We start from the raw sequence: 22,208 nt of genomic DNA on the forward strand, positions 1-22,208 counted from the left end.
TGTTTATTTTGCCATTATATTATGGTGGTAAAACAAACAGTATACATCTCTATTGGGAGTAATTTAGGCAACAGAAAACTTAATCTGCAAAAAGCAATTTTTTGTATGAACGAATCGCTTGGTGAGATTACCGGCATTTCTCCTATTTATAATTCGCCATCGTGGGGTTTTGAATCTGACGATTTTCTGAATGCGTGCATATGCCTAGAAACAGACAAAACACCAGAAACCTGTCTTGACCTTCTCATGCAGCTAGAGAAAAGCATGGGCAGGGAAGGAAGTATCGGAAAAGGATATAAGAGTAGAATCATTGATTTGGATATACTATACTACGGAAGCCAAATTGTAAAGCAAGACAATCTAACTATACCGCACCCCAGCATGGCAGATCGCAGATTTGTACTAAGACCTTTGGCGGATATTGCACCGCAGTTTTATCATCCTATCCTAAAAAAGGATAGTAGAAACCTGTTGCAGGAATGTCGAGATAAAGGAAAGCTCGAAAAAATAGTTGGTCCACTCCATAAGAGCAGAACAGCACTTTTTACAAGTCTGGAATTTATAACCATCGAGGGAAACATTGGCGCAGGTAAAACTAGTCTGGCAACAAAGATTTCAGAAGATTTTAACGCAAAATTGATACTGGAACGTTTTGCGGAAAATCCTTTTTTGCCAAGTTTTTATGAAGACCAGGCGCGCTATGCTTTTCCTTTAGAAATGTCGTTTCTAGCAGACCGCTACCAGCAATTCTCGGACGATACTAACCAATATGACCTATTCAAAAACTTTATGATCAGTGATTATGATATTTTTAAATCACTTATTTTCGCCAAGGTAACCTTGCAAAAACAGGAATATGAATTGTATCGTAAAATCTTTAATTTTATGTACAAAGAGGTCAGAAAGCCCAAAATATACGTTTATCTGTACCAAACAACGGAACGGTTATTGGAACAAATAAAAAAAAGAGGACGGGAATATGAGCAAGGCATACAGGCAGAATATTTAACGAATATCAACAAAGGTTATATAGACTTTTTAAAGACCTATCCTAAAGATAGCCAGCTGATTATAGATGTTTCTCAGTTGGATTTTGTTGACCAAGAAAAAGACTATGAACACATTTTAACATTGATAGAAAACTTTGCCATTTCATAGTCAGATTAGCATAATTTTAAAAATATTCTTGCATAGTAAAATTGTAATCACGTAATTGTACCTTCCTTAAGTGGAAAACTAACTAACTCAAACTATACCAAAAACCCAACACGTGTTGGGTTTTTTTATGCATTTAACTTAGCCCAAAAGTCCCATACTACTACCCCAACACTAACTGAAATATTTAAAGAATGCTTGGTTCCAAATTGTGGGATTTCCAGTACCGTATCACAGGCAGCAACAACCTTTTGGTCTACACCTTTCACTTCATTACCAAAAATAAGCACGTAAGAATTGTTCATTGTTGGCATAAAATGTTGTAATTGTATGGATCCTTCCGCTTGCTCCACCGCGATTGCGATATTTCCCTCTTTTTTCAGCTCTTCCACAAGCGCTAATGTATCGGATGCATACATCCAAGAAACACTATCCGTTGCGCCCAAGGCAGTTTTATGAATATCCTTATGTGGTGGCTTTGCGGTAATTCCACAGAGGTAAATTTTTTCTATAAGAAAAGCATCGGCCGTTCTAAATACGGAACCTATGTTATTTAGGCTTCTAATATTATCAAGAACAATACTTACTTTGGTTTTTCTTGCCGTCTTGAATTGGGAAACATCCAATCTGTCCAATTCCTCGTTTTTTAGCTTTCTCATTGCAATACTTTTCAACTATAACCCTTAAATATCAACAAAAATAAGAATCCCAAGGAGAATGCTATATATTCGTTAGTATCGAACAAAAATAGGTAGATCTTAAAAAAGTGGCAGGTAAAAACAAGATAAAAAAGGTAACCCCATTAATGAAGCAATACAACACCATCAAGACCAAGTATCCTGATGCCATGTTGTTGTTTCGTGTCGGGGATTTTTACGAAACATTTGGGGCAGACGCGGTAAAAGCTGCGAAAATCCTAGGTATTATTCTTACCAATAGAAACAATGGCGGCGAACGGACAGAACTTGCAGGCTTTCCCCACCATTCCTTGAACACGTATTTACCCAAACTGGTCAAAGCTGGGCAGCGCGTAGCTATTTGCGATCAATTAGAAGATCCAAAACTAACAAAAACTATCGTAAAACGAGGGGTAACGGAATTGGTAACCCCAGGTGTTTCCTTAAATGACGATATTCTTAGCGCAAAGAGTAATAACTTTTTATGTGCTGTACACTTTGGCAGAAAGAAACTAGGCGTATCCTTTGTAGACATCTCCACAGGTGAGTTCTTGACCGCAGAGGGTAATGAAGAGCAAATAGATAAACTACTGCAAAACTTCGCCCCGAACGAGGTACTGATTTCGAAAGCGCATAAAAAAGAGTTCAATGAAGTTTTTGGGGCCCAGTTCCACACCTTCTATTTGGAGGATTGGGTTTTTCAAGAAGACTATGCCTCGGAGAACCTTACCAACCACTTCAAAACCAAAACCTTAAAAGGTTTTGGTGTGGATCATTTGGCCCATGGTATTGTAGCTGCCGGAGTAGTGTTGCACTATCTTTCTGAAACACAACACAGGCAGCTGCAGCACATCAACACCTTGCAACGTATTACAGAGGACGAATATATTTGGATGGATCGCTTCACCATCAGAAATTTAGAGTTGTATCAGTCTACAAATGTTAATGCGGTAACACTTATTGACGTTATAGACAAGACAATTTCGCCAATGGGCGGTAGAATGATCAAGCGATGGTTGGCACTTCCGTTAAAGAGTATTCAAAAAATAAAAGGGAGACATCAAGTGGTAAGCCATTTGATGGAGAATGAACCATTACTTGAAAAATTTCAATCGAACATTTCCCAAATGGGAGATTTGGAACGGCTTATTTCCAAAATATCCACTGGCAAAGTCAACCCTAAAGAGGTTGTTCAGCTCAAAAACTCCATGGAAGCGATCGTTCCAATAAAACAATTGGCCGTCACTTCGGACAATGATGCCCTCGCGCTTATAGGAGACCAATTGCAATCTTGCGATCTTCTGAGAGGAAAAATAAAGGAGATGCTAAACGAAGAAGCTCCGGTAAATATCCTAAAAGGAAGTGTAATCGCAGCCGGATATTCTGAAGAACTAGATGAGTTACGCGGTCTTGCTTCTCAAGGTAAGGGCTACTTGGACAATATGTTGCGCAGGGAAACGGAGGCCACAGGAATTACCTCACTCAAAATAGCATCTAACAACGTTTTTGGTTATTATATTGAAGTACGAAACACACACAGGGACAAAGTACCGGAAGAATGGATTCGCAAACAGACCCTAGTAAATGCAGAACGTTATATCACAGAAGAACTTAAAGAATATGAAGCTAAGATACTAGGTGCAGAAGAACGGATTACCAGCCTAGAACAACAGCTGTTTTCCCAACTGATATTGTGGATGCAGGAGTATATTGCACCCGTACAAAATAACGCTCAACTCATTGCCCATCTCGATTGTCTTTGTGGTTTTACTCAATTAGCAAAAGAAAGCAATTATGTTGCGCCAGAACTCAATGACTCTACGGATATCAACATTGTCAATGGAAGACATCCGGTGATAGAAAAACAATTACCCTTAGGCGAAGTCTATATAGCCAACGATGTGGTTCTAAATAGAAACAACCAACAGATTATAATGATTACCGGACCCAATATGAGTGGTAAATCTGCCATACTAAGGCAAACCGCGCTTATCGTACTGCTGGCACAAATGGGAAGTTTTGTTCCTGCCGAGTCAGCTACCATAGGATATGTAGACAAAATCTTTACACGCGTTGGTGCGAGTGACAATATATCTATGGGAGAATCTACCTTTATGGTAGAAATGAATGAAACCGCCTCTATTTTGAATAACCTATCCGAAAGGAGCTTGGTACTACTGGACGAAATTGGTCGAGGCACGAGTACTTACGATGGCATTTCTATTGCTTGGTCGATATCAGAGTTTTTGCACGAACATCCTGCTAGGGCCAAAACACTTTTCGCCACCCACTACCACGAGCTCAACGAGATGTCATCTACCTTTGACCGTATTAAAAATTACAACGTTTCTGTAAAAGAGCTCAAAGACAATGTGTTGTTTTTAAGAAAGTTAACACCTGGAGGTAGTGAACACAGCTTTGGTATTCATGTTGCCAAAATGGCCGGAATGCCGCAACAAGTAATCCAAAAGGCTAATAAAATCCTAAAAAAATTAGAAAAATCACACTCTAACGAAGAACTTACAGAAAAACTACATTCAGCGCAAGATGAGATGCAATTGAGCTTTTTTAATCTTGACGACCCACTTTTAGAGGAAATAAAAGAAGAAATTCTCCATTTGGACATCAATACGCTTACGCCAGTTGAAGCCCTAATGAAATTAAACGAGATAAAACGACTGCTCACAAAGAACAAGAAGGCAACGAGTTAGGATTTATTATGGATGGCTACCTTTTTAAAAGAGGATTTAGCATCAATTTTTAGAAGAAAATACTTTGGAATTTATAGAAATGTATTAAATTTGCTCCCGCATTCATAGCGAATGATGTTCTTTTAAATAGCTTATACATGCGAAAGTAGCTCAGGGGTAGAGCATCACCTTGCCAAGGTGGAGGTCGAGGGTTCGAATCCCTTTTTTCGCTCCAAAAAACGCTGCTGGTCAGCGTTTTTTTTGTCCATATCTTTTTATAGGATATTAGGAGCTCGAGTGGTGGAATTGGTAGACACGTTGGACTTAAAATCCAATGGACATTAGTCCGTATGGGTTCAAGTCCCATCTCGAGTACGAAGACCCTTGTTAATCGTTTGATTTTCAAGGGTTTTTTTGGTTTCTATGCTTACCTCGTCAATCTTACTTTTACGAATCCAGAGCACCTAAAAATTAGGCAAAGCATTTTGAAGGCAACTAGTTTCAATTCAAGTTGAATACTTGGCTCTATAAATTAAGTATCTTTAAGTATCTAAGACGTACACCTTTATGCGTGCAGCACAAACCATCTTTCTCTATGTCATTTTAGGCTTAGGCCTTATACGCTGCGGCGAAAACATACAAGAAGAAAAAAAGACGCTTGTAAAAGCTAGTAATCCTAAAAAAATAACCGCCCTACCAAAAACCATAAAAGAACCCTTTGACAATCCTTCTTCCAAAGTAAAGGAAACCTTGGGAAAACTACTTTTCTTTGACCCTATTCTGTCAGGGAGCAGAGATGTGGCGTGTGCTACTTGTCATCATCCAAAAAATGGCTATACTGAATTTTTAGACCTCAGCATAGGACCCAATGCTATGGGCTTGGGCAGTAAACGTAAATTCAATGCCCCAACGATATTCCTTTTGTAAAACGCAATGCCCAAACCATAATAAACGCCGCCTTTAACGGAATAGATCAGAACAACCGATACGAACCGGAAACTGCGCCCATGTTCTGGGACGATCGAGTAAAAAGTTTGGAAAAACAAGCCTTGGAACCTATTAAGGCATTTGAGGAAATGCGCGGGCACGGGGTCCCAGAAATCGAAATACTACAAAACGTAATAGACCGATTAAACACTATACCGGAATACCAACGACTCTTTGAGCAGGCCTTTGGCGAAAAAGATGCTATAACAGCGGAAAACCTTGCAAAAGCTATCGCCACATTTGAACGGACCATCATTAGCAACAATTCGCGTTTCGACCAATATATGAGGGGGAAACGGGATGCCATTACTGTGTCAGAAAAAGAGGGTATGGAGTTATTTAAAACCGTGGGTTGTATCAATTGCCATAACGGCCCTATGTTTTCGGACTATAAACTACATGTTCTGGGAACACCAGAAAATAGCAAGTTACCCATTCCTGATGCTGGCGTAGCGGATACTTTTGCCTTCCGTACCCCAACCTTGAGAAACCTACGGTTTACAGCACCATATATGCATAACGGCAATTTACAAAGTCTACGGCGTGTATTAGAATTTTATGAGGATATCTCAAATGCAAAAGTTCGGAATAAAAATGTTCTTGCCGAGCGTTACGACCCTTTTGTTCTAGAGCTTGAACTCAGTGTAAAGGAAATGTCACTGATCATCTCTTTTTTAAACACCTTAAACGATGATAACTTCGACAAGGAGATTCCCAAAGCCGTTCCTAGTGGACTTCCCGTTGGTGGGAATATTCAATGATTGGTATAAGCACATTTTAGTGTTCAAATTACAATAGGTATTAACTCGTAAAACTTGTCTCATTATCCGGAACGAAAACATAACTAGCCCAGAAAAACAGGATATTATCTATCTTTGAAATGATATCATCATAGAAGTTAATTAGCAAGAACACAATGAATCCGGATGTTTTTAAAAACATAAGAAAAAAGGTGTTGTCCTATACCCATGTAGACCATCTACAATTGAAGGATGCCTTGCGTTTTTATGAGGTAATAGTCTTAGGAAAGGGAGAACGATTGATTTCCGAAGGTGATTCCGTAGCCTATTTCTATTATCTAGACAGCGGTTGCATCTCCTATTATAAGATGGAAGAAGGCGAACCTCAAGTGTTGGAGTTTTATACACAAGATGTTTTTTTTACAGACTTAATAGCTTATGTAAAAGGTGTTCCCTCCCAGTGCTACTTGGAAGCTTTGGAGCCTAGTGTTATATTGGCCGTGCGGAAAGATAGGGCAGAAAAATCATTTGAATCATCGCACCAATTGGAGCGCTTTGGCAGATTATCCATGCAAGAAGCCTTCCTTAAAATGTTTCATCGGGTAGACCGAACCAACAATAAAAGTAACGAAGAACGCTATCTAAGAATCCTACACAAACGACCAGATTTATTACAACGTGTACCACAATACCTCATCGCCTCTTATTTAGGCATTACGCCAGTTGGGCTTTCTAAGCTTAGAAAACGTTTAGGGAAAGGGTGATGGAAATTCAAGTTCAAAAACAAATACAAATTTCAAGACTACCACCTAAGTAGGCTATTAGCCATACGTCTTGAGAACTGAACCTTCCAAAACTGTATCCTTGAAACATGAAACCTTTTATTACCTCTAAAAACTACGCTCTAGCCCCTAAAAATCCACCCTCTTTTTTGATTGTTGCGTACTCCAAAATATAAACAGTCCCGCAGTCAAAAACATGATGACCCCGTAAACCGCAGGAGCAATGGCATAGGCGGTATTGTTCAGGAGAATAGTGGCAATAGAAATCCCCAACGTACCGTTTTGGATACCTCCTTCTATAGTAATCGAAATACGTTGTTTTAGGGATAACCTAAAAAGATAGGCCAGACCATAGCCTAGTGCCATGGTAATCAAGTTTAAACTTAGGGAAGCCAACCCCGCTTCTTCAAGGTTCGAAAATAAGGTTGCTCTTTCCTTAATGATAATTGCCAAAAGAACAATAACAAAAAAGATACCCGAAGCACGTTTCACAGGTTTTTGCATCCGCAACGAAAACTTGGGACGTCTGGCGTTTAAAAGCATTCCAAAGGCGACCGGAACAATCACAACTACAAACACTTGTAATATGGTCTGTAGCACATTCAATTGAATCAAGGTCCCCGCTCCTAATACTTTTTGTAAGCCTAAGTTGATAATAAAAGGGATGGTCAGTAACGTAATAAAACTACAGGCCGCTGTCATTGAAACCGAAAGTGCAGTATCTCCGTTTGCCAAGTGGGTAATCAGATTAGACGTGGGACCTCCCGGACAAGCGGCCAAAATTATGATTCCAATAGCAATATCCGCTTTTAAGGTAAATATCCCGATTAAGGTAAAACCCACTATAGGCAATAAAATCAATTGACAAACTAGGCCAATAATAATCGCTTTTGGCTTTAAGAAAACAGCCGCAAAGTCTCTGAGGCTCAACGAAAGCCCCATACCGAACATGATAATGATCAACGAAAAGGCTAAAATAGCATTGGAGATAGTATCCATCGGCAAGTAAGTTTAGTTCTACAGTTATAGGCTAAATATAAGAGATTTTACAGCGTATCGGGGCTAAGTTCTAGCATCTATCGGATATACCTCATCCAAGAACGAATAATACCGTAAAAGCATCTAAGCACAACCCATTCTTGTTTATTATACCAGTTTAATGGATTTCGCCAGAAATTGAATTACCTTGAGGAGGAATATTTTAAACGGACTCCATCATGGCAAATGAATATATAGATTTAGAAACGCTTAAATTTTTACTCTACCGCGTAAACCAACTTCAAGACGTCTTGGAAATGCCTAATTACGAGGAATATGACAAAGATTCTATTGATATGTTACTTAATTCGGCAAAAGAGTTTTCTGATAAGGAATTATTTCCTTTTTACAGAGAGATGGACGAAAACCCCGCCCACTTCAAGGACGGGGAAATCGTTGTGCATCCGCAAGTAAACAAATACATGAAAGCAGCTGGGGAGATGGGCTTTATTGCCGGAGCTTTTCCCTATAAAAATGGCGGACTTCAACTACCATCCATGGTAATGAATGCTTTGGGATATGTACAAGAAGCCGCAAACAATCACCTTCCGGGCTATATAGGACTTACTATAGGTGCCGCCGAACTGATTACCCATTTTGGGAACGAGCACCTAAACGATACGTATGTCCCCAAAATGCTCGAAGGCGCGTGGGGCGGTACCATGTGCTTAACGGAACCACAGGCAGGAAGTTCCTTGTCTGACATCATTACCACGGCTACGCCGGACGGGGATTCCTATAAAATCCACGGACAGAAAATATTTATTTCTGGAGGGGATTACCAAGGGGCCGAAAATATAGTCCACCTCGTTTTAGCGCGAATCAAAGGGGCACCTGCCGGAACCAAAGGAATTTCACTTTTTGTAGTTCCCAAAAATAGACCAAATACCGATGGTAGTTTAAGACCCAATGATGTCCAGACTGTTGCTGATTTCGAAAAAATGGGACAAAAAGGCTATTGCACGACACATCTATTTTTTGGCGATAAAGAAGATTGCCAAGGTTGGTTGGTGGGGGAACCCCACAAAGGGCTTAAGTACATGTTCTTGATGATGAACGGCGCTCGTATTGCAGTTGGCCGTGGTGCAGCTGCCATAGCAACGGCTGCCTACCATACCTCCTTAAATTATACCCATGAACGCGCACAAGGACGCAAATTGGCAAGTACAGGTAAAAAAGATGTCAACCAAGAACAGACCTTAATCATAAATCATCCAGATGTTCGTCGTATGCTGCTATTGCAAAAAGCTGTTTCGGAAGGATCCTTGAGCTTAGTGTTTCTAACCGCCAAATATCATGATTATTCTGTTTCACATACTGATTTGGAACAACGAGAAAAATATAAACTGCTGTTAGAGATTTTAACTCCCGTTGTAAAAACCTACCCCTCTGAAATGGGCAAGATTGCAGTCGATAACGGCGTTCAAGTTTTGGGTGGCTATGGCTTCTGTTCCGATTATATTTTGCAACAATACCTGCGTGACATTCGCATTTTTTCTATTTATGAAGGTACTACCGGGATACAGTCACAAGATTTATTAGGCCGAAAAGTAACCATGGAAAATGGCAAGGCACTGCAACTCTTATCAGAAGAAATCACCAAAAGCATAAAGGCGAGCATGGCGCATGAAACCCTATCGCCATATGCTAAAAAATTGGGCGAAAAACTCGAATTGACCCAAAAGGTTTTACAATCATTAATGGGCTATGCTATGAAAGGGGATTATGAACGCTTTTTGGCCGATGCCACGCCTTTCATGGAATTTTTCTCCAATATACTCGTTGGATGGCTTTGGTTGGATATGGGTCGTGAGGCACAACAGGCTATAGCCAGCGATTCTTTTGAACACAGCAAAGATTTTTATGAAAGTAAAATACATACTATGGAATTTTACTTTACGTATGAATTACCCAAAACAACCGGACTAGCAGAAATTATAATGAACGGAAAAAGCTTGACTATCGGGGCAGATAAAAAAGTCTTTATTTAATATAGATAAGAACTACCTCTCCAAAAAATGGGAGATAAGATAAGCCTTTAGCGTAAAGCGAATAGCACAAAAGCATAAATAAATGAGCATAAAAGAAAGATTTGACCTTATCGGAAAAGTAGCAATCATCACAGGGTCTAGTAAGGGGATAGGAAAATCTATCGCCCAAGGTTTAGCAGAGCATGGTGCAAAAGTGGTTGTCAGTAGCAGAAAACAGGATGCCGTAGATGCAGTTGCCAATGATTTCAAAGAAAAAGGATGGGAAGCCATTGGTATCGCTTGTCATATTGGGGATACATCGCAATGTGAAAATTTGATTTCGCAAACCATGGATACCTATGGCCGTATTGATATTGTGGTCAATAACGCCGCTATCAACCCGTATTATGGTCCTTTGGAAGGCTCTGATGAAGCCGTATTTGACAAAATCATGAACGTGAACGTAAAGGCACCGTGGCTACTTTCCAATTTAGCACAGGCACACATGAAAGAAAAAGGGGGTAGCATCATCAATATTGCCTCCGTAGAAGGCATCCATCCAGGTTTCCGATTGGGGTTGTATAGCATGACCAAAGCTGCCCTAATTATGATGACCAAAAACCAAGCAAAGGAATGGGGCCGTTATGGCATCCGATCCAATGCAGTTTGTCCTGGACTCATCAAAACGAAGTTTAGCGAAAGCCTATGGTCCAATGAAAAACTGGTCGCTGGGTATAACCAAATGGTACCCCTACAGCGTATGGCGGAACCCGATGAAATGGCGGGATTAGTAATGTTGCTGGCATCTGATGCTGGATCTTATATGACCGGAGGCGTTTACGCTGCCGATGGAGGCTATTTAATTTCAGGATAAAACAAGCAAATGGATTTTGAGTATACCCAGAAGTCTTTGGAACTTCAAGAAAAATTAAAAACATTTATAACTGAACAGCTGCTTCCGGTAGAGCATGAGGTCGATGCCTTTAACCTTGACCCAAAAAACGCATGGACTAAATGGCCTGGATTGGAAAATTTAAAGGAGAAGGCCAAAGCGGAAGGCTTATGGAATCTTTTTCTTCCCAACAATTATGGAGATTATAGTGCTGGGCTTACCAATTTGGAATACGCACCCTTAGCAGAAATTATGGGCCGCACCCTGTGGGCCTCGGAAGTTTTTAATTGTAGTCCGCCGGATACTGGAAATATGGAAGTCTTAGCGAAGTACGGAACTCCAGAACAACAAAAAAAATGGCTACAGCCCTTACTAGATGGGAACATCCGTTCGGCTTTTTTAATGACCGAGCCAGATGTAGCCTCCTCCGATGCCACCAACATTGAAACAGGTATCGTTGCCGATGGGAACGATTATGTGATTAACGGAAAAAAATGGTGGTCATCAGGAGCAATGGACCCAGAATGCAAAATCGCCATCGTTATGGGTAAGACGGATTTTGATGCCCCAAGGCATGTACAACAAAGTATGATCCTGGTTCCCATGGACACACCCGGATTAACCATTGTTAGACATCTTCCGGTATTTGGTTATAGCGATTCTCCTGAAGGTCATGCCGAAATTCTATTGGACAATGTACGGGTTCCAAAATCGAATATATTGGTTGGGGAAGGAAAAGGATTTGAAATTGCCCAAGGCCGATTAGGACCTGGCCGGATACACCACTGCATGCGACTTATTGGTATGGCGCAACGGGCCTTGGAATTAATGTCTGAAAGAACGGTAGCCCGCAAACCCTTTGGACGTACACTGGATACCTATAGCAGCATAAGGCAGGACATTGCGAAATCGGTCTGTGAAATTCAGCAAGCACGCCTATTGACGCTCTCCGCAGCGGATAAAATGGATAAGCAAGGTAATAAAGAGGCAAAGGACCTCATCGCCATGATTAAAATTGTGGCACCTAATATGGCCTTGGCCGTCATTGACCGTGCCATTCAGATAATGGGCGGTAAAGGGGTGAGCGATGACGCACCCTTGGCACATTTTTATGCGGCGGCACGGACCCTACGTTTGGCCGATGGTCCAGATGAGGTGCATATGAGTCAACTGGGCAAGAACACCATTAAAAAATACGCGAAGGGGTAATCATGGCAGTAATCCAAACCACAAAACCAGTTAGAAAAGGGGAAGAACTTCCTGAAGAAAAAATAAAACAGTTTCTTTTGGAACAGCATCTGTTGAATTCCATAGATAATGAGTTGAATGTGAGTCAATTTTCAAATGGCTATTCCAATCTAACCTATTTGTTACAGATTGAAGATAAAGAGCTTGTACTCCGCAGACCTCCTTTTTCAGCACCAAAACGGGGTCATGATATGGGTCGCGAATACAAAGTACTAAAGCACTTGAATCCTGTTTTCGAAAAAGCACCAAAGGCAGAGGTTTTTTGCGAGGACACAGCGATTATTGGCGCTCCATTCTATATTATGGAAAAGGTAGATGGCATTATCCTGACCGCCAAAACTGCGTATCAAAAACAGGTTACGCCACAGGCGTTTAAAACGATTGCCAATACTTGGTTAGATACCTTTGTAGCTTTCCATCAAATTGATTACAAGGAGGCAGGCCTTGGCGATTTAGGAAGACCGGAAGGCTATGTGGAACGTCAAGTCCAGAATTGGGGCAAGCAATATCTGGCAGCTGCTACCGATGATGTACCCGTAGCGACAAAAGTGATGACCTGGATGCAAGAACAGCAACCAAAACACTATGACCGCTCCCTTATTCACAACGACTTTAAGTACGACAATGTGATTTTTAAAGATGATAGCTGGTCCGAAATTACCGCCATCTTGGATTGGGAGATGTGTACTTTAGGAGACCCCTTAATGGACTTGGGCACTTCATTAGGCTATTGGATCACCGCGACCGATCCTGATTTAATGAAACAAGGTTTACCCTCCCCTACCGTAATGGAAGGCAATCCCAGCAGGACGGACATTGTACAGGAATATGCGCTGAAAAGTGGAAGAAAAATTGACAACCTCGTTTTTTATTATGTGTACGGACTTTTTAAAATTGCCGTCATCGCCCAACAGATATATTATCGGTACAAACATGGCCATACACAAGACCCTAAATTTGCCCATTTGAACAAAGCATCGGAACTATGTTGTAATACGGCTTGGCAAGCCATTCAAAAAAATAAGATTGACGATTTATATTGAACTAACGAATCCTAAGAAAGACAAAAAGATTTGCGCATTAGAAATACAACCAGAACTTTAAACGGTCGATACTAAATTTACTAAATCAAAGATTACCGTAGGAACGATAATGAATAACACATACGATTCATGAATTTAAAAAATAAAATAGTTATTATCACAGGTGCTGGCAGCGGAATAGGAGCAGCTACGGCAAAACTCTTCGGAACACATGGTGCTATCGTTATCGTTTCGGACATCAATCTGGAAAAAGCTAAAAACACGGTAGGCGAAATAATAGCAGCGGGCGGAAAAGCAGAACCGATTGAAACAGATGTTACCCATTTTGATGCGGTGGAAGCTTTAATTACCGAAACTGTAGCAACCCATGGGCACTTGGATATTATGGTAAATAATGCGGGAATTGGCGGCAAGAAACAACTCAAAACCGCTGAGCATACGCATGACGATTGGCACAATGTAATTGCGGTAAATCAGACCGGTGTTTTTTACTGTATGCAAGTAGCGCTAAAACAGATGACCCTTCAAGGTCATGGTAATATCGTAAATGTAGCATCTCTGGCGGGATTAAAGGCATCCGGGAACAACCTATCTTACAGCGCAAGTAAATACGCAGTGGTGGGAATGACGAAATCAGCGGCCTTAGAGTACGGTAGGAAAAAGATTCGCATCAATGCGGTCTGTCCCGGTTTTACACACTCCGCTTTATTGGACCAATTATTAGCCTCAAGTCCTACTATAGAGGACAAACTAAAACATATGATTCCTATGGGACGTTTTGGCGAAGCACAAGAAATTGCTGAAGCCATTTGTTGGCTAGCTTCCGATAATTCTAAATTCGTTACAGGGCAAACTATCACCTTGGACGGGGGAACATCCTTATAAAAAAAATATGAAAAACCTTATACTAACTAAAAAAGAAGGCTACACCCTAGTTCAAATGAACCGGGGAAAAGTAAATGCAATCAACCAAGAAATGGTAGATGAACTGCGCGAAGTATTTGCCAACTTAGAAAAAGATCCTGAAGTCAAAGGTGCAATACTAACTGGACAGCCACATTTTTTTTCCGCTGGGCTGGACTTAATTGAACTTATACGGTATGATAAAGCACAGATAACGTCATTTTTCAATGATTTTGGCGCTTTGTACTTAGAGCTGGTACAGTTCCCAAAACCCTTTATTTCTGCTATTACAGGGCATTCCCCTGCAGGTGGCTGCGTATTGGCCGTCACGAGTGATAATCGATATATGGCCAAGGGCGACAATTATGTTATCGGGCTAAACGAGGTGGCTGTCAATATTCAAATCAGTCAGAACCTAACTGAAATATATGCCTTTTGGATGGGTGACGGACTTGCTAGTCGCTATATTTTAGAAGGGAAATTACTATCAGGAAAAGAGGCGGTAACAGCAGGCCTAGTAGATGAATTGACACCCTTAGATCATGTAGTTGAACGCGCTGAAAAACAAATGCAAGGCTACTTAAAAGCAGATCAAGAAATTCTAAAAAACACCAAATACAAAATTAGAAAACACCTCTTGGAAAAATTGGATCTACAGGCAGGAAACGCTTTAAAAGAAGCGTCGGAGCTGTGGTGGAAACCAGAGATTAGGGCAAAAATGGAGGCGTATGTCGCTAGCTTTTCCAATAAAAAAAAGTAAAACAACAGATTCTGGTCAGAGCCGGAATTAGAAAAATAACGTAGTCATGAACAAACAACTATTATTCGTCAAAAGGCCTACCGGAGCCGCAGATGCTTCCACATGGGAGTTGGTAAGTAATCCAATCCCCGAAATCGAGGAAGGGCAAATCTTAATCAAACAACATTATGTATCCTTAGATCCGGCCATGCGTGGCTGGATGAACAATTCCAAATCCTATATTGCCCCAATGGAAATTGGCTCCGTGATGCGCGCGGGTTCTGTGGGTGAAATCATTGAATCGAAAAATCCAAAATTCAAAGTCGGTCAGTATGTAGCTGGTACAGGTGGTGTGCAGCAATATGTGGTTTCGGATGGTGAAGGTTATTATCCCGTAGATCCAAAAATGGCACCTTTGCCTACCTACATCGGCACCTTGGGAATGACTGGGATGACGGCCTATTTTGGTATCACCGAAGTAGGAAAAATCAAACCTGGTGATATTGTCCTAGTTTCCGGTGCCGCTGGTGCGGTAGGAAGCGTCGTGGGACAAGTAGCAAAAATAAAAGGCTGTACCGTAGTGGGTATTGCTGGCGGAGCTGATAAGTGTACCTATGTAGTTGATGAATTGGGCTTTGACGCGTGTATTGATTATAAAAATGAAAATGTAGCTACAAAACTAAAAGAACATTGCCCCAAAGGCATCGATGTCTATTTTGACAATGTAGGTGGTGAGATTTTAGACATTGCCTTAACCCGCTTGCGTCGTCACGCCCGTATTGTTATCTGTGGAGCAATTTCGCAGTACAATAACAAAACGGCAATAAAAGGCCCCAGTAATTACCTTTCACTTTTGGTCAACCGAGCCAGTATGCAAGGTATGGTAGTCTTTGATTATGCAGATCGATACCGAGAAGGAGCCATGCAATTGGGCCAATGGATGGCGGAAGGCAAGCTTAAAAGTAGAGAAGCCATTTATGAAGGCATCGAAAATTTTCCAGAGACGTACAATAGATTATTTAGTGGTGATAAAAAAGGGAAATTGGTATTGAAGGTAATCGACTAAAATCTAGACGCTAGCATAAGCAACCAGAGGAAATCACAAAGAAACTGAACTAAATTCAGCATAAATGAAAGCAATTCGATGTAACACTTACGGTCCGCCTTCCACGTTGGTGCTAGAGGAGATAGAAAATTTAAACCCGGGAAAAGGAGAAGTCCTGGTTAGCGTAAAAGCCTGTGGGATAAATTTCCCTGATACCTTGATTATTCAAGGACTATATCAGATTAAGCCACAGTTGCCGTTTACACCTGGTAGTGATGTGGCAGGGGTGGTAAAAGCTGTAGGTGAAGACATAAAACATCTCAATGTAGGGGATGAAGTTTTTGGCTTTGTGGCCCATGGTGCAATGGCCGAGGAAGTTTTGATTCCTGGCAATGCTTGTTTCCCAAAACCAACACAAATGGACTTCCCTATAGCAGCATCTTTTATGATGGGGTATGGCACTTCTTTCCATGCACTTAAGAATCGGGCAAAACTTCAAAAAGGAGAAACCCTTTTGGTCTTAGGTGCTTCAGGTGGCGTTGGATTAGCCGCAGTGGAATTAGGTAAACTTATGGGTGCCCATGTGATTGCCGCTGCTGCTTCAGATGAAAAATTAGAACTATGCAGACAGTATGGTGCAGATGAAACCATCAATTATAACACAGAAGATTTAAAGGCGTCAATAAAAGCATTGACCAAAAACAAAGGGGTCGATGTTATTTATGATCCCGTAGGTGGCGATTATACCGAAAACGCCTTTAGAGGTATGGCTTGGAATGGAAGGTATTTGGTCATTGGATTTGCATCAGGGCATATTCCCAAACTTCCGTTGAACCTACCATTATTGAAAGGCGCTTCGGTTGTAGGTGTTTTTTGGGGTGGTTTTGCCATGGGACAACCCAAGGAAAATATGCAGAATACGATGACTTTAATGCAATGGTATGCAGAGGGGAAATTAAATCCTCATATCGATAAAATATACGAATTAAAAGACGCTCCAAAAGCCCTTGAAGCTATGATGCAAAGAAAGGCAAAGGGTAAATTGGTCATACAAGTGGAAGCTTAAATCAAGAATCAAAAGCAACGAAAGAGCATCTAAAAATTAAACTATGAGATTAAAAGATAAAGTAGCTATCGTAACTGGCGGTGCCAGAGGTATCGGAGAGGCCATTGCAGCACTGTTTGCAAAAGAAGGGGCTAAAGTAATTATTGTTGACCTGTTAGCTCAAGGGCAACAAGTTGCAGAACGCATCATCGCCAATGGAGGTGTCGCTGAATATCATTCCGTTTCTGTAACAGATAAAAGCGCAATTGATGCACTATTAGAAAATGTCAACAAAACCTATGGAAAAATTGATATCCTCATCAATAATGCGGGCATTACCCGTGATCGTACGCTAGAAAAAATGAGTATGGAAGAGTGGGATGCTGTTATTGATGTGAACCTTAAAGGGGTTTTTATCTGCACACAGGCAGTTGCACCCTTTATGAAAGCAAATAACTATGGCCGTATTGTTAGTGCTGCTTCCAACGTTGGCCTCCGCGGTAATTTTGGCCAGACAAATTATGCAGCTACAAAAGCAGGCGTCATTGCCATGTCAAAGACATGGACTATGGAACTAGGTAAATATGGGATTACAGCAAACGCAGTTGCACCTGGCTTTACGTTGACCGACATGGTCGCTGACATTCCAACAGCGCATTTAGATGCAATCAAGGCAAGTATTCCTCTGAAAACCGCGGCAGAACCCATCGATATCGCCTATGGCTATTTATACCTTGCTTCCGATGAAGCGCGATTCGTATCCGGTATCTGTTTAACTATTGATGGTGGAACGGCGAGGTAAATCATTAAACTGAACTTATCTATAAGCGTTGGGTAAAGTTTACTTTTTTATAGCGAATCTTAGTTAGCAGTAACAGTTGGCAGTTGCAGTTGGCAAAAAACACACTTTAACATGTTAAACTGCTTACTCCTATCACAGCATTAAACTCATTCTAAGACTAATAATAAACTATGGCACAAGTACATATTACGGATTTTACCGAATTCAAAACTTTTGTAGGAACGGAACTTCCAGCCGGGGCATGGTTGACCATTACTCAGGAGATGATCAACGATTTCGCCAAAGCCACACAGGATTTTCAATGGGTACATGTCGATTTAGAAAAAATTAAAAAACATTCCCCTTTCAAAAAACCCATCGCCCACGGTTTTCTATCCGTCTCGCTTTTGTCCAAATTATTGACCGATCTTATTACGGTAGATTCTGCCACTATGGGCGTAAATTACGGATTAAACAAAGTCCGTTTTCCGAGTCCAGTTCTGGTAGACAGTAAAATCCGATTGCACACCATCATTTCAAACATCGAAGCGTATGGTGATAATGGATTAAAGATAACATGGAACTGTAGCGTGGAAATCAAAGGAGTAGAAAAACCTGCTTGTGTAGCCGAATTCATTAGTTTAATGTTCGCCTAAATACTAAGAGGAAAAAAAGCAAACTTAGGAAGTACAGCGCTTAAAAGCATTGAAATTATTTGTACATTATACTGTTTTTCATTGACTTATAATCAACAATAATCTAGAACTTACTGCGCTATGACAAGACTCTTTGATCTTTTGCACCACCAGGTCACCAATTTTCCTATTGACAATGCCTTAAATTCTAGGAATATAGATGGCAAGTGGAAATCATATAGTTCCCAAAAAGTATTGGAATCGGCAGAGCTAGCAGCTTCAGGATTACTGCATTTAGGATTTAAACCCGGCGATAAAATTGCTATTTCTTCCTATAAAAATAGGCCAGAATGGGTGATTATGGATTTTGCCATTCAAATGGCCGGAATGATAAGTATTCCACTATATCCAACAATAAGTCCAAACGAATACGAATATATTTTAAATGAAGCCGAGGTCAAAGCAGCGTTTTGTGGTGGATTGGATTTGTTCGATAAACTAGCCCAAGCACAAAAAAATTGTGCTGCACTTTCACATATTTACACCTTTGACCAAGATTCAATAGGTCCATTTTGGGAAACTATTTTAGACCCATCAAAACTACATGAAGTAGAAGAAATAAAGACCGCTATTAAAGCGGACGACTTGGTCACTATTATTTACACCTCTGGAACCACAGGAAACCCGAAAGGGGTGATGTTAACACATAGCAACATCATGCATGTTATTGTCGAAACTTCCAGATTTCTGCCTTTACAGCCGGGAGAGAAAACCCTAAGTTTTTTGCCCTTGTGTCATGTCTATGAACGTGCGGTTTCCTTTGCTTATTGTTACAAAGGGGCTGCAGTTTATTTTTGCGGAACCGATAACCTTAGTGGGCCAGAAGGCGATTTAGCAAGCGTACGTCCTGTTGTATTTTCTACCGTACCTAGATTGTTGGAAAAAGTGTACGAAGCCATTTACAATAAAGGACTTGCTTTAGAAGGCGTAAAGAAAAATCTATTTTTTTGGGCCTTGAACCTCACCGATGATTACGAACTAGATCAACAACTTTCGTTTACCAAAAAATTAAAATGGAAAGTGGCAGATAAACTGATTTTCAGTAAATGGCGCGATGCTTTAGGGGGCAATATACGAATGATCGTTACAGGAGCGGCTCCTTGCCCATCAAAAATACTTAGCGTATTCTGTGCAGCAGGTATTCCCGTTCGAGAGGCTTACGGCCTTACAGAAACTTCCCCCACACTTACCGTAAACAGCATAGAGCCTGGTGGAGCCTTTATTGGCACAGTTGGATATGCCATTCCTGGTGTTTCGCTGAAGATAGATTCTTCAGATGGTAATTATGCCGAGAATGAGGGTGAGATATTGGCGCACGGACCTAATGTAATGCAAGGATATTACAAGAAACCAGAGATAAACGCCACAGTCTTTAAAGAAGTTGATGGTAAAAAATACTTCTGCACAGGAGATATTGGCAAACTGATTAAGGGAAAATCTGGCATTGAATTTTTAAAGATTACAGACCGGAAGAAGGAGCTACTAAAAACATCTGGGGGCAAATATGTTGCTCCAGCTCCCATCGAAAACAAAATGAAAGAAGACTTTCTGATAGAACAAATGATGGTCGTTGGCGACAAGCAAAAGTTTGTTACTGCACTTATTGTTCCTGCTGAAGTCTCCTTAAAGAATTGGTGCGCCCACAAAAAACTAGATTGGACAAGCTTGGATGAAATGATTCAAAATGAAGCCGTTATTTCCAAATATGAAAAAGTGATTGGCCTTTACAACCCCCAATTCAGCCATATAGAACAAGTGAAAAAATTTAAATTGATTAGTTCGTCTTGGTTGCCAGTGCATGAAGATGGCGCAGAAGCCGAACTAACACCAACCCTAAAACTAAAACGTAGGGTTATCCGGGAGAAGTTTAAAAAGGAAATTGAGGAATTATATTTGTAAATGGCGTTATAAAATAGGTCTAAGTCACATCTATACTTACAAACAAATCAGGGTTTAAACTAGCATTATAGTGACTAGGTTTTAATTTGTACTATTACTATCGGTAACACTGAAAGATTTTGTTAAGGTTATAGGTTTGCCATACGATGTAAATCCGTTTAACATAATTTCATATTCACCGGTAACATCCGAAGTATAGAACTCAAATTCATAACTGTTTTTATCGATTATAAGATGTGGCTTCCAAAAAAGAAGACTTCGGTAATCCGGAATCCTTGAAAAGCGTATATCTTCTAAATCATACCGTTGGTTGTAGTAGTTTTTTACGGGTTCTGGTTTTTTAATATTTATTACCGCACTATTTTCATAATTATGCATTTCTAAATAGTTACCATCAAAAGTCTCTACCGAAACGATTCCCTGATAATCGACCCCTCCTAATCGAAACTTATCCCTGATCAAACTTATTTTTTCTATGTTTCTGGCATCATAGGTTCTTATCGTTTCGTGATTTGGTATAAAAACACCATCTATTAAAATGATGGAAGAAAAATCATTAAACTCTTCGTCATAGGTTTCATAGTCTTGAGCCACCTTAACATAGTCATTACCCTTTCCTCCACTTCTATACCCAGCATTGTTCACAATTTCTACTACAGTCTCTTCAAACGTGGGAAAACGAGTATAATCGTCCAATAACAGGGTTTCCGGCGTTCCGCCGTCAAACGGATCAATTGGATCCCCCTGCAAAACAGAATCTGGTTTTACCTGAAAATAATGATTTTCAATTTGGTTGCGGATACTGCGTGCAATAATAGCCTCCTTATCCTTTGCCGAGAAGGTGTACCTGTCAAATGACAGATCGGATATATCCAAGTTTCCAATGTCCCCCTTTTTGATATCGTACTTGGTAGCTTCGTCCTCGACTTGAACCACTGCCGTGGAAACCTTATAATCTTTTCTAAGATAGGAGTAGAAATTTCCATCGTCGTCCGTTCTTGAAAATTTTAATAAAAACTCCTTTCCGGGTATGGATATCACTACCGGCTTATCTGCAACAGGCTCATTATTGGCATCGGTTACTCTTCCAAAGAACAGCTCTCCGCGTTGTTCAGGTAAAAAAAGACTATCGCCTACCTGCTGTTTAATTTGTTTGTCTACATTAAAATAAGCATCGGCATAGCTCTTAGCATCCATAAACAAATTCTTTACTAGATGCGATTTATTTATAACTTTTATCGTGTAGGCACCATTACCTAAATAGCCTTTGTAGTTTTTTAATGAGAGTTTTACTTTTTCCCTTTGGTTATAGTTTGCCTTGTCTATAGAAAATGAAACCGTAGAAGAATCGATCATCCTACTATTTCGGTCTTTCACATTTTCATTAAGGTCTGATGAGGTATTTGTACTGCCTAATAAATTGGATTGGTCTGCCAAATAGGGATTTATAATAACGATATCATCCTTGAATACTTGCGCAACACCATTATTTTTCATCCACTGCGTATAGCCCAGTAGTTTGTAAGTTCCTGATGGAATATCGGTAGAAATAAAGAAATCACCCTGACCTAGCCCACCATCCATCTTTAACTTATGCTCAAAAAGAAATTCCTTTTTATCGTTTACCAAGGCAACATACCCTAGCTTACTAATATTCGTAAGCTTATTGCTTTGGGCATTAAAACAGTAGAGGGCATAATACAAGTATTCTCCTGCAAACACTACAGGCCCGGTGTGGTCCAAGTAGACCTTCTCTTGCGGCAGTTTTTTTAGACTCTCCAACTCGGTAGGTGATTTTACCACATATTGCGACCATCCTATCAACGAATATGCTACAAAAAGCAAACTAAAAATGACTTGTTTCTTCATAATTCTCATA

General features: G+C 40.4%; 19 protein-coding genes and 2 tRNA genes. 18 read left to right on the top strand and 3 right to left on the bottom strand.

Going from position 1 to position 22,208, the window contains the following annotated elements:
• The first annotated feature begins 21 nt into the window (after positions 1-21).
• The gene (gene folK, locus MS6x_RS05850) at positions 22-1,158 is read left to right on the top strand and encodes a 2-amino-4-hydroxy-6-hydroxymethyldihydropteridine diphosphokinase (RefSeq protein ID WP_482606012.1); all 1,137 of its coding nucleotides are present in this window, start codon (positions 22-24) and stop codon (positions 1,156-1,158) included.
• Positions 1,159-1,283: 125 nt separating this feature from the next.
• On the opposite strand, the gene MS6x_RS05855 is transcribed toward folK, so the two are convergent.
• Complete coding sequence (locus MS6x_RS05855) at positions 1,284-1,814, bottom strand: RNA methyltransferase (RefSeq protein ID WP_482606014.1); 531 nt, start codon at positions 1,812-1,814, stop codon at positions 1,284-1,286.
• Positions 1,815-1,960: 146 nt separating this feature from the next.
• Here MS6x_RS05855 and mutS point away from each other — a divergent pair, with 146 nt between their 5' ends.
• The 6 genes from mutS (at position 1,961) to MS6x_RS05885 (ending at position 7,013) form a co-directional block, all read left to right on the top strand.
• On the top strand, positions 1,961-4,543 hold the full coding sequence (gene mutS, locus MS6x_RS05860; protein ID WP_482606015.1) for a DNA mismatch repair protein MutS: 2,583 nt from the start codon (positions 1,961-1,963) through the stop codon (positions 4,541-4,543).
• A gap of 139 nt (positions 4,544-4,682) precedes the next feature.
• Positions 4,683-4,757: transfer RNA gene (locus MS6x_RS05865), tRNA-Gly, on the top strand.
• A gap of 56 nt (positions 4,758-4,813) precedes the next feature.
• Positions 4,814-4,897 (top strand) — tRNA-Leu (locus MS6x_RS05870).
• A 192-nt stretch (positions 4,898-5,089) separates the two neighbouring features.
• Complete coding sequence (locus MS6x_RS05875; protein ID WP_482606017.1) at positions 5,090-5,449, top strand: cytochrome-c peroxidase; 360 nt, start codon at positions 5,090-5,092, stop codon at positions 5,447-5,449.
• A 41-nt stretch (positions 5,450-5,490) separates the two neighbouring features.
• Positions 5,491-6,270, top strand: a complete 780-nt coding sequence (locus MS6x_RS05880; RefSeq protein ID WP_482607148.1) for a cytochrome-c peroxidase — start codon at positions 5,491-5,493, stop codon at positions 6,268-6,270.
• Between the two features lie 155 nt (positions 6,271-6,425).
• The gene (locus MS6x_RS05885) at positions 6,426-7,013 is read left to right on the top strand and encodes a Crp/Fnr family transcriptional regulator (RefSeq protein WP_482606019.1); all 588 of its coding nucleotides are present in this window, start codon (positions 6,426-6,428) and stop codon (positions 7,011-7,013) included.
• Between the two features lie 147 nt (positions 7,014-7,160).
• Here the strand turns inward: MS6x_RS05885 and MS6x_RS05890 are convergent, their stop codons facing one another.
• On the bottom strand, positions 7,161-8,030 hold the full coding sequence (locus MS6x_RS05890) for a bile acid:sodium symporter family protein (protein ID WP_482606021.1): 870 nt from the start codon (positions 8,028-8,030) through the stop codon (positions 7,161-7,163).
• A 218-nt stretch (positions 8,031-8,248) separates the two neighbouring features.
• Here MS6x_RS05890 and MS6x_RS05895 point away from each other — a divergent pair, with 218 nt between their 5' ends.
• The 11 genes from MS6x_RS05895 to MS6x_RS05945 all read left to right on the top strand — a co-directional run bounded on the left by MS6x_RS05895 (position 8,249) and on the right by MS6x_RS05945 (position 20,329).
• The gene (locus tag MS6x_RS05895; RefSeq protein WP_482606022.1) at positions 8,249-10,060 is read left to right on the top strand and encodes an acyl-CoA dehydrogenase family protein; all 1,812 of its coding nucleotides are present in this window, start codon (positions 8,249-8,251) and stop codon (positions 10,058-10,060) included.
• Positions 10,061-10,142: 82 nt separating this feature from the next.
• The gene (locus MS6x_RS05900) at positions 10,143-10,913 is read left to right on the top strand and encodes a glucose 1-dehydrogenase (protein WP_482606024.1); all 771 of its coding nucleotides are present in this window, start codon (positions 10,143-10,145) and stop codon (positions 10,911-10,913) included.
• Positions 10,914-10,922: 9 nt separating this feature from the next.
• Positions 10,923-12,140, top strand: a complete 1,218-nt coding sequence (locus MS6x_RS05905) for an acyl-CoA dehydrogenase family protein (RefSeq protein ID WP_482606025.1) — start codon at positions 10,923-10,925, stop codon at positions 12,138-12,140.
• Between the two features lie 2 nt (positions 12,141-12,142).
• Positions 12,143-13,222 (top strand): phosphotransferase family protein, encoded by a 1,080-nt coding sequence (locus tag MS6x_RS05910; RefSeq protein WP_482606027.1) that lies wholly within the window; start codon positions 12,143-12,145, stop codon positions 13,220-13,222.
• Positions 13,223-13,351: 129 nt separating this feature from the next.
• Complete coding sequence (locus MS6x_RS05915) at positions 13,352-14,107, top strand: SDR family NAD(P)-dependent oxidoreductase (RefSeq protein WP_482606028.1); 756 nt, start codon at positions 13,352-13,354, stop codon at positions 14,105-14,107.
• Between the two features lie 7 nt (positions 14,108-14,114).
• Entirely contained in the window at positions 14,115-14,885 is a 771-nt protein-coding gene (locus MS6x_RS05920; protein ID WP_482606029.1) for an enoyl-CoA hydratase/isomerase family protein, read from the top strand.
• Between the two features lie 46 nt (positions 14,886-14,931).
• Entirely contained in the window at positions 14,932-15,930 is a 999-nt protein-coding gene (locus MS6x_RS05925; protein WP_482606030.1) for an NADP-dependent oxidoreductase, read from the top strand.
• A gap of 64 nt (positions 15,931-15,994) precedes the next feature.
• Complete coding sequence (locus tag MS6x_RS05930; RefSeq protein ID WP_482606032.1) at positions 15,995-16,975, top strand: NADPH:quinone oxidoreductase family protein; 981 nt, start codon at positions 15,995-15,997, stop codon at positions 16,973-16,975.
• 43 nt (positions 16,976-17,018) lie between these two features.
• Entirely contained in the window at positions 17,019-17,756 is a 738-nt protein-coding gene (locus tag MS6x_RS05935) for an SDR family NAD(P)-dependent oxidoreductase (RefSeq protein WP_482606034.1), read from the top strand.
• Between the two features lie 170 nt (positions 17,757-17,926).
• Positions 17,927-18,391: a MaoC family dehydratase gene (locus MS6x_RS05940; protein ID WP_482606036.1), complete on the top strand. Its 465-nt coding sequence runs from the start codon at positions 17,927-17,929 to the stop codon at positions 18,389-18,391.
• A gap of 120 nt (positions 18,392-18,511) precedes the next feature.
• Positions 18,512-20,329, top strand: coding sequence for an AMP-dependent synthetase/ligase (locus MS6x_RS05945; RefSeq protein WP_482606038.1), 1,818 nt, complete (start codon positions 18,512-18,514; stop codon positions 20,327-20,329).
• 81 nt (positions 20,330-20,410) lie between these two features.
• Here the strand turns inward: MS6x_RS05945 and MS6x_RS05950 are convergent, their stop codons facing one another.
• A complete protein-coding gene (locus tag MS6x_RS05950; protein ID WP_482606039.1) occupies positions 20,411-22,198 on the bottom strand; it encodes an Ig-like domain-containing protein in 1,788 nt (595 codons plus the stop codon).
• Between the last annotated feature and the right edge of the window lie 10 nt (positions 22,199-22,208).

This window comes from Maribacter sp. MS6 (assembly GCF_056839185.1).

Bases quoted from the DNA above. Each gene is read 5' to 3' on its own strand.
- MS6x_RS05945 (WP_482606038.1), top strand. From the start codon at position 18,512: ATGACAAGACTCTTTGATCTTTTGCACCACCAGGTCACCAATTTTCCT.
- MS6x_RS05885 (WP_482606019.1), top strand. From the start codon at position 6,426: ATGAATCCGGATGTTTTTAAAAACATAAGAAAAAAGGTGTTGTCCTAT.
- mutS (WP_482606015.1), top strand. From the start codon at position 1,961: ATGAAGCAATACAACACCATCAAGACCAAGTATCCTGATGCCATGTTG.
- MS6x_RS05855 (WP_482606014.1), bottom strand. From the start codon at position 1,814: ATGAGAAAGCTAAAAAACGAGGAATTGGACAGATTGGATGTTTCCCAA.
- MS6x_RS05905 (WP_482606025.1), top strand. From the start codon at position 10,923: ATGGATTTTGAGTATACCCAGAAGTCTTTGGAACTTCAAGAAAAATTA.
- MS6x_RS05910 (WP_482606027.1), top strand. From the start codon at position 12,143: ATGGCAGTAATCCAAACCACAAAACCAGTTAGAAAAGGGGAAGAACTT.
- MS6x_RS05940 (WP_482606036.1), top strand. From the start codon at position 17,927: ATGGCACAAGTACATATTACGGATTTTACCGAATTCAAAACTTTTGTA.
- MS6x_RS05950 (WP_482606039.1), bottom strand. From the start codon at position 22,198: ATGAAGAAACAAGTCATTTTTAGTTTGCTTTTTGTAGCATATTCGTTG.
- MS6x_RS05925 (WP_482606030.1), top strand. From the start codon at position 14,932: ATGAACAAACAACTATTATTCGTCAAAAGGCCTACCGGAGCCGCAGAT.
- MS6x_RS05895 (WP_482606022.1), top strand. From the start codon at position 8,249: ATGGCAAATGAATATATAGATTTAGAAACGCTTAAATTTTTACTCTAC.
- MS6x_RS05930 (WP_482606032.1), top strand. From the start codon at position 15,995: ATGAAAGCAATTCGATGTAACACTTACGGTCCGCCTTCCACGTTGGTG.
- MS6x_RS05935 (WP_482606034.1), top strand. From the start codon at position 17,019: ATGAGATTAAAAGATAAAGTAGCTATCGTAACTGGCGGTGCCAGAGGT.
- MS6x_RS05900 (WP_482606024.1), top strand. From the start codon at position 10,143: ATGAGCATAAAAGAAAGATTTGACCTTATCGGAAAAGTAGCAATCATC.
- MS6x_RS05890 (WP_482606021.1), bottom strand. From the start codon at position 8,030: ATGGATACTATCTCCAATGCTATTTTAGCCTTTTCGTTGATCATTATC.
- folK (WP_482606012.1), top strand. From the start codon at position 22: ATGGTGGTAAAACAAACAGTATACATCTCTATTGGGAGTAATTTAGGC.
- MS6x_RS05920 (WP_482606029.1), top strand. From the start codon at position 14,115: ATGAAAAACCTTATACTAACTAAAAAAGAAGGCTACACCCTAGTTCAA.
- MS6x_RS05875 (WP_482606017.1), top strand. From the start codon at position 5,090: ATGCGTGCAGCACAAACCATCTTTCTCTATGTCATTTTAGGCTTAGGC.
- MS6x_RS05915 (WP_482606028.1), top strand. From the start codon at position 13,352: ATGAATTTAAAAAATAAAATAGTTATTATCACAGGTGCTGGCAGCGGA.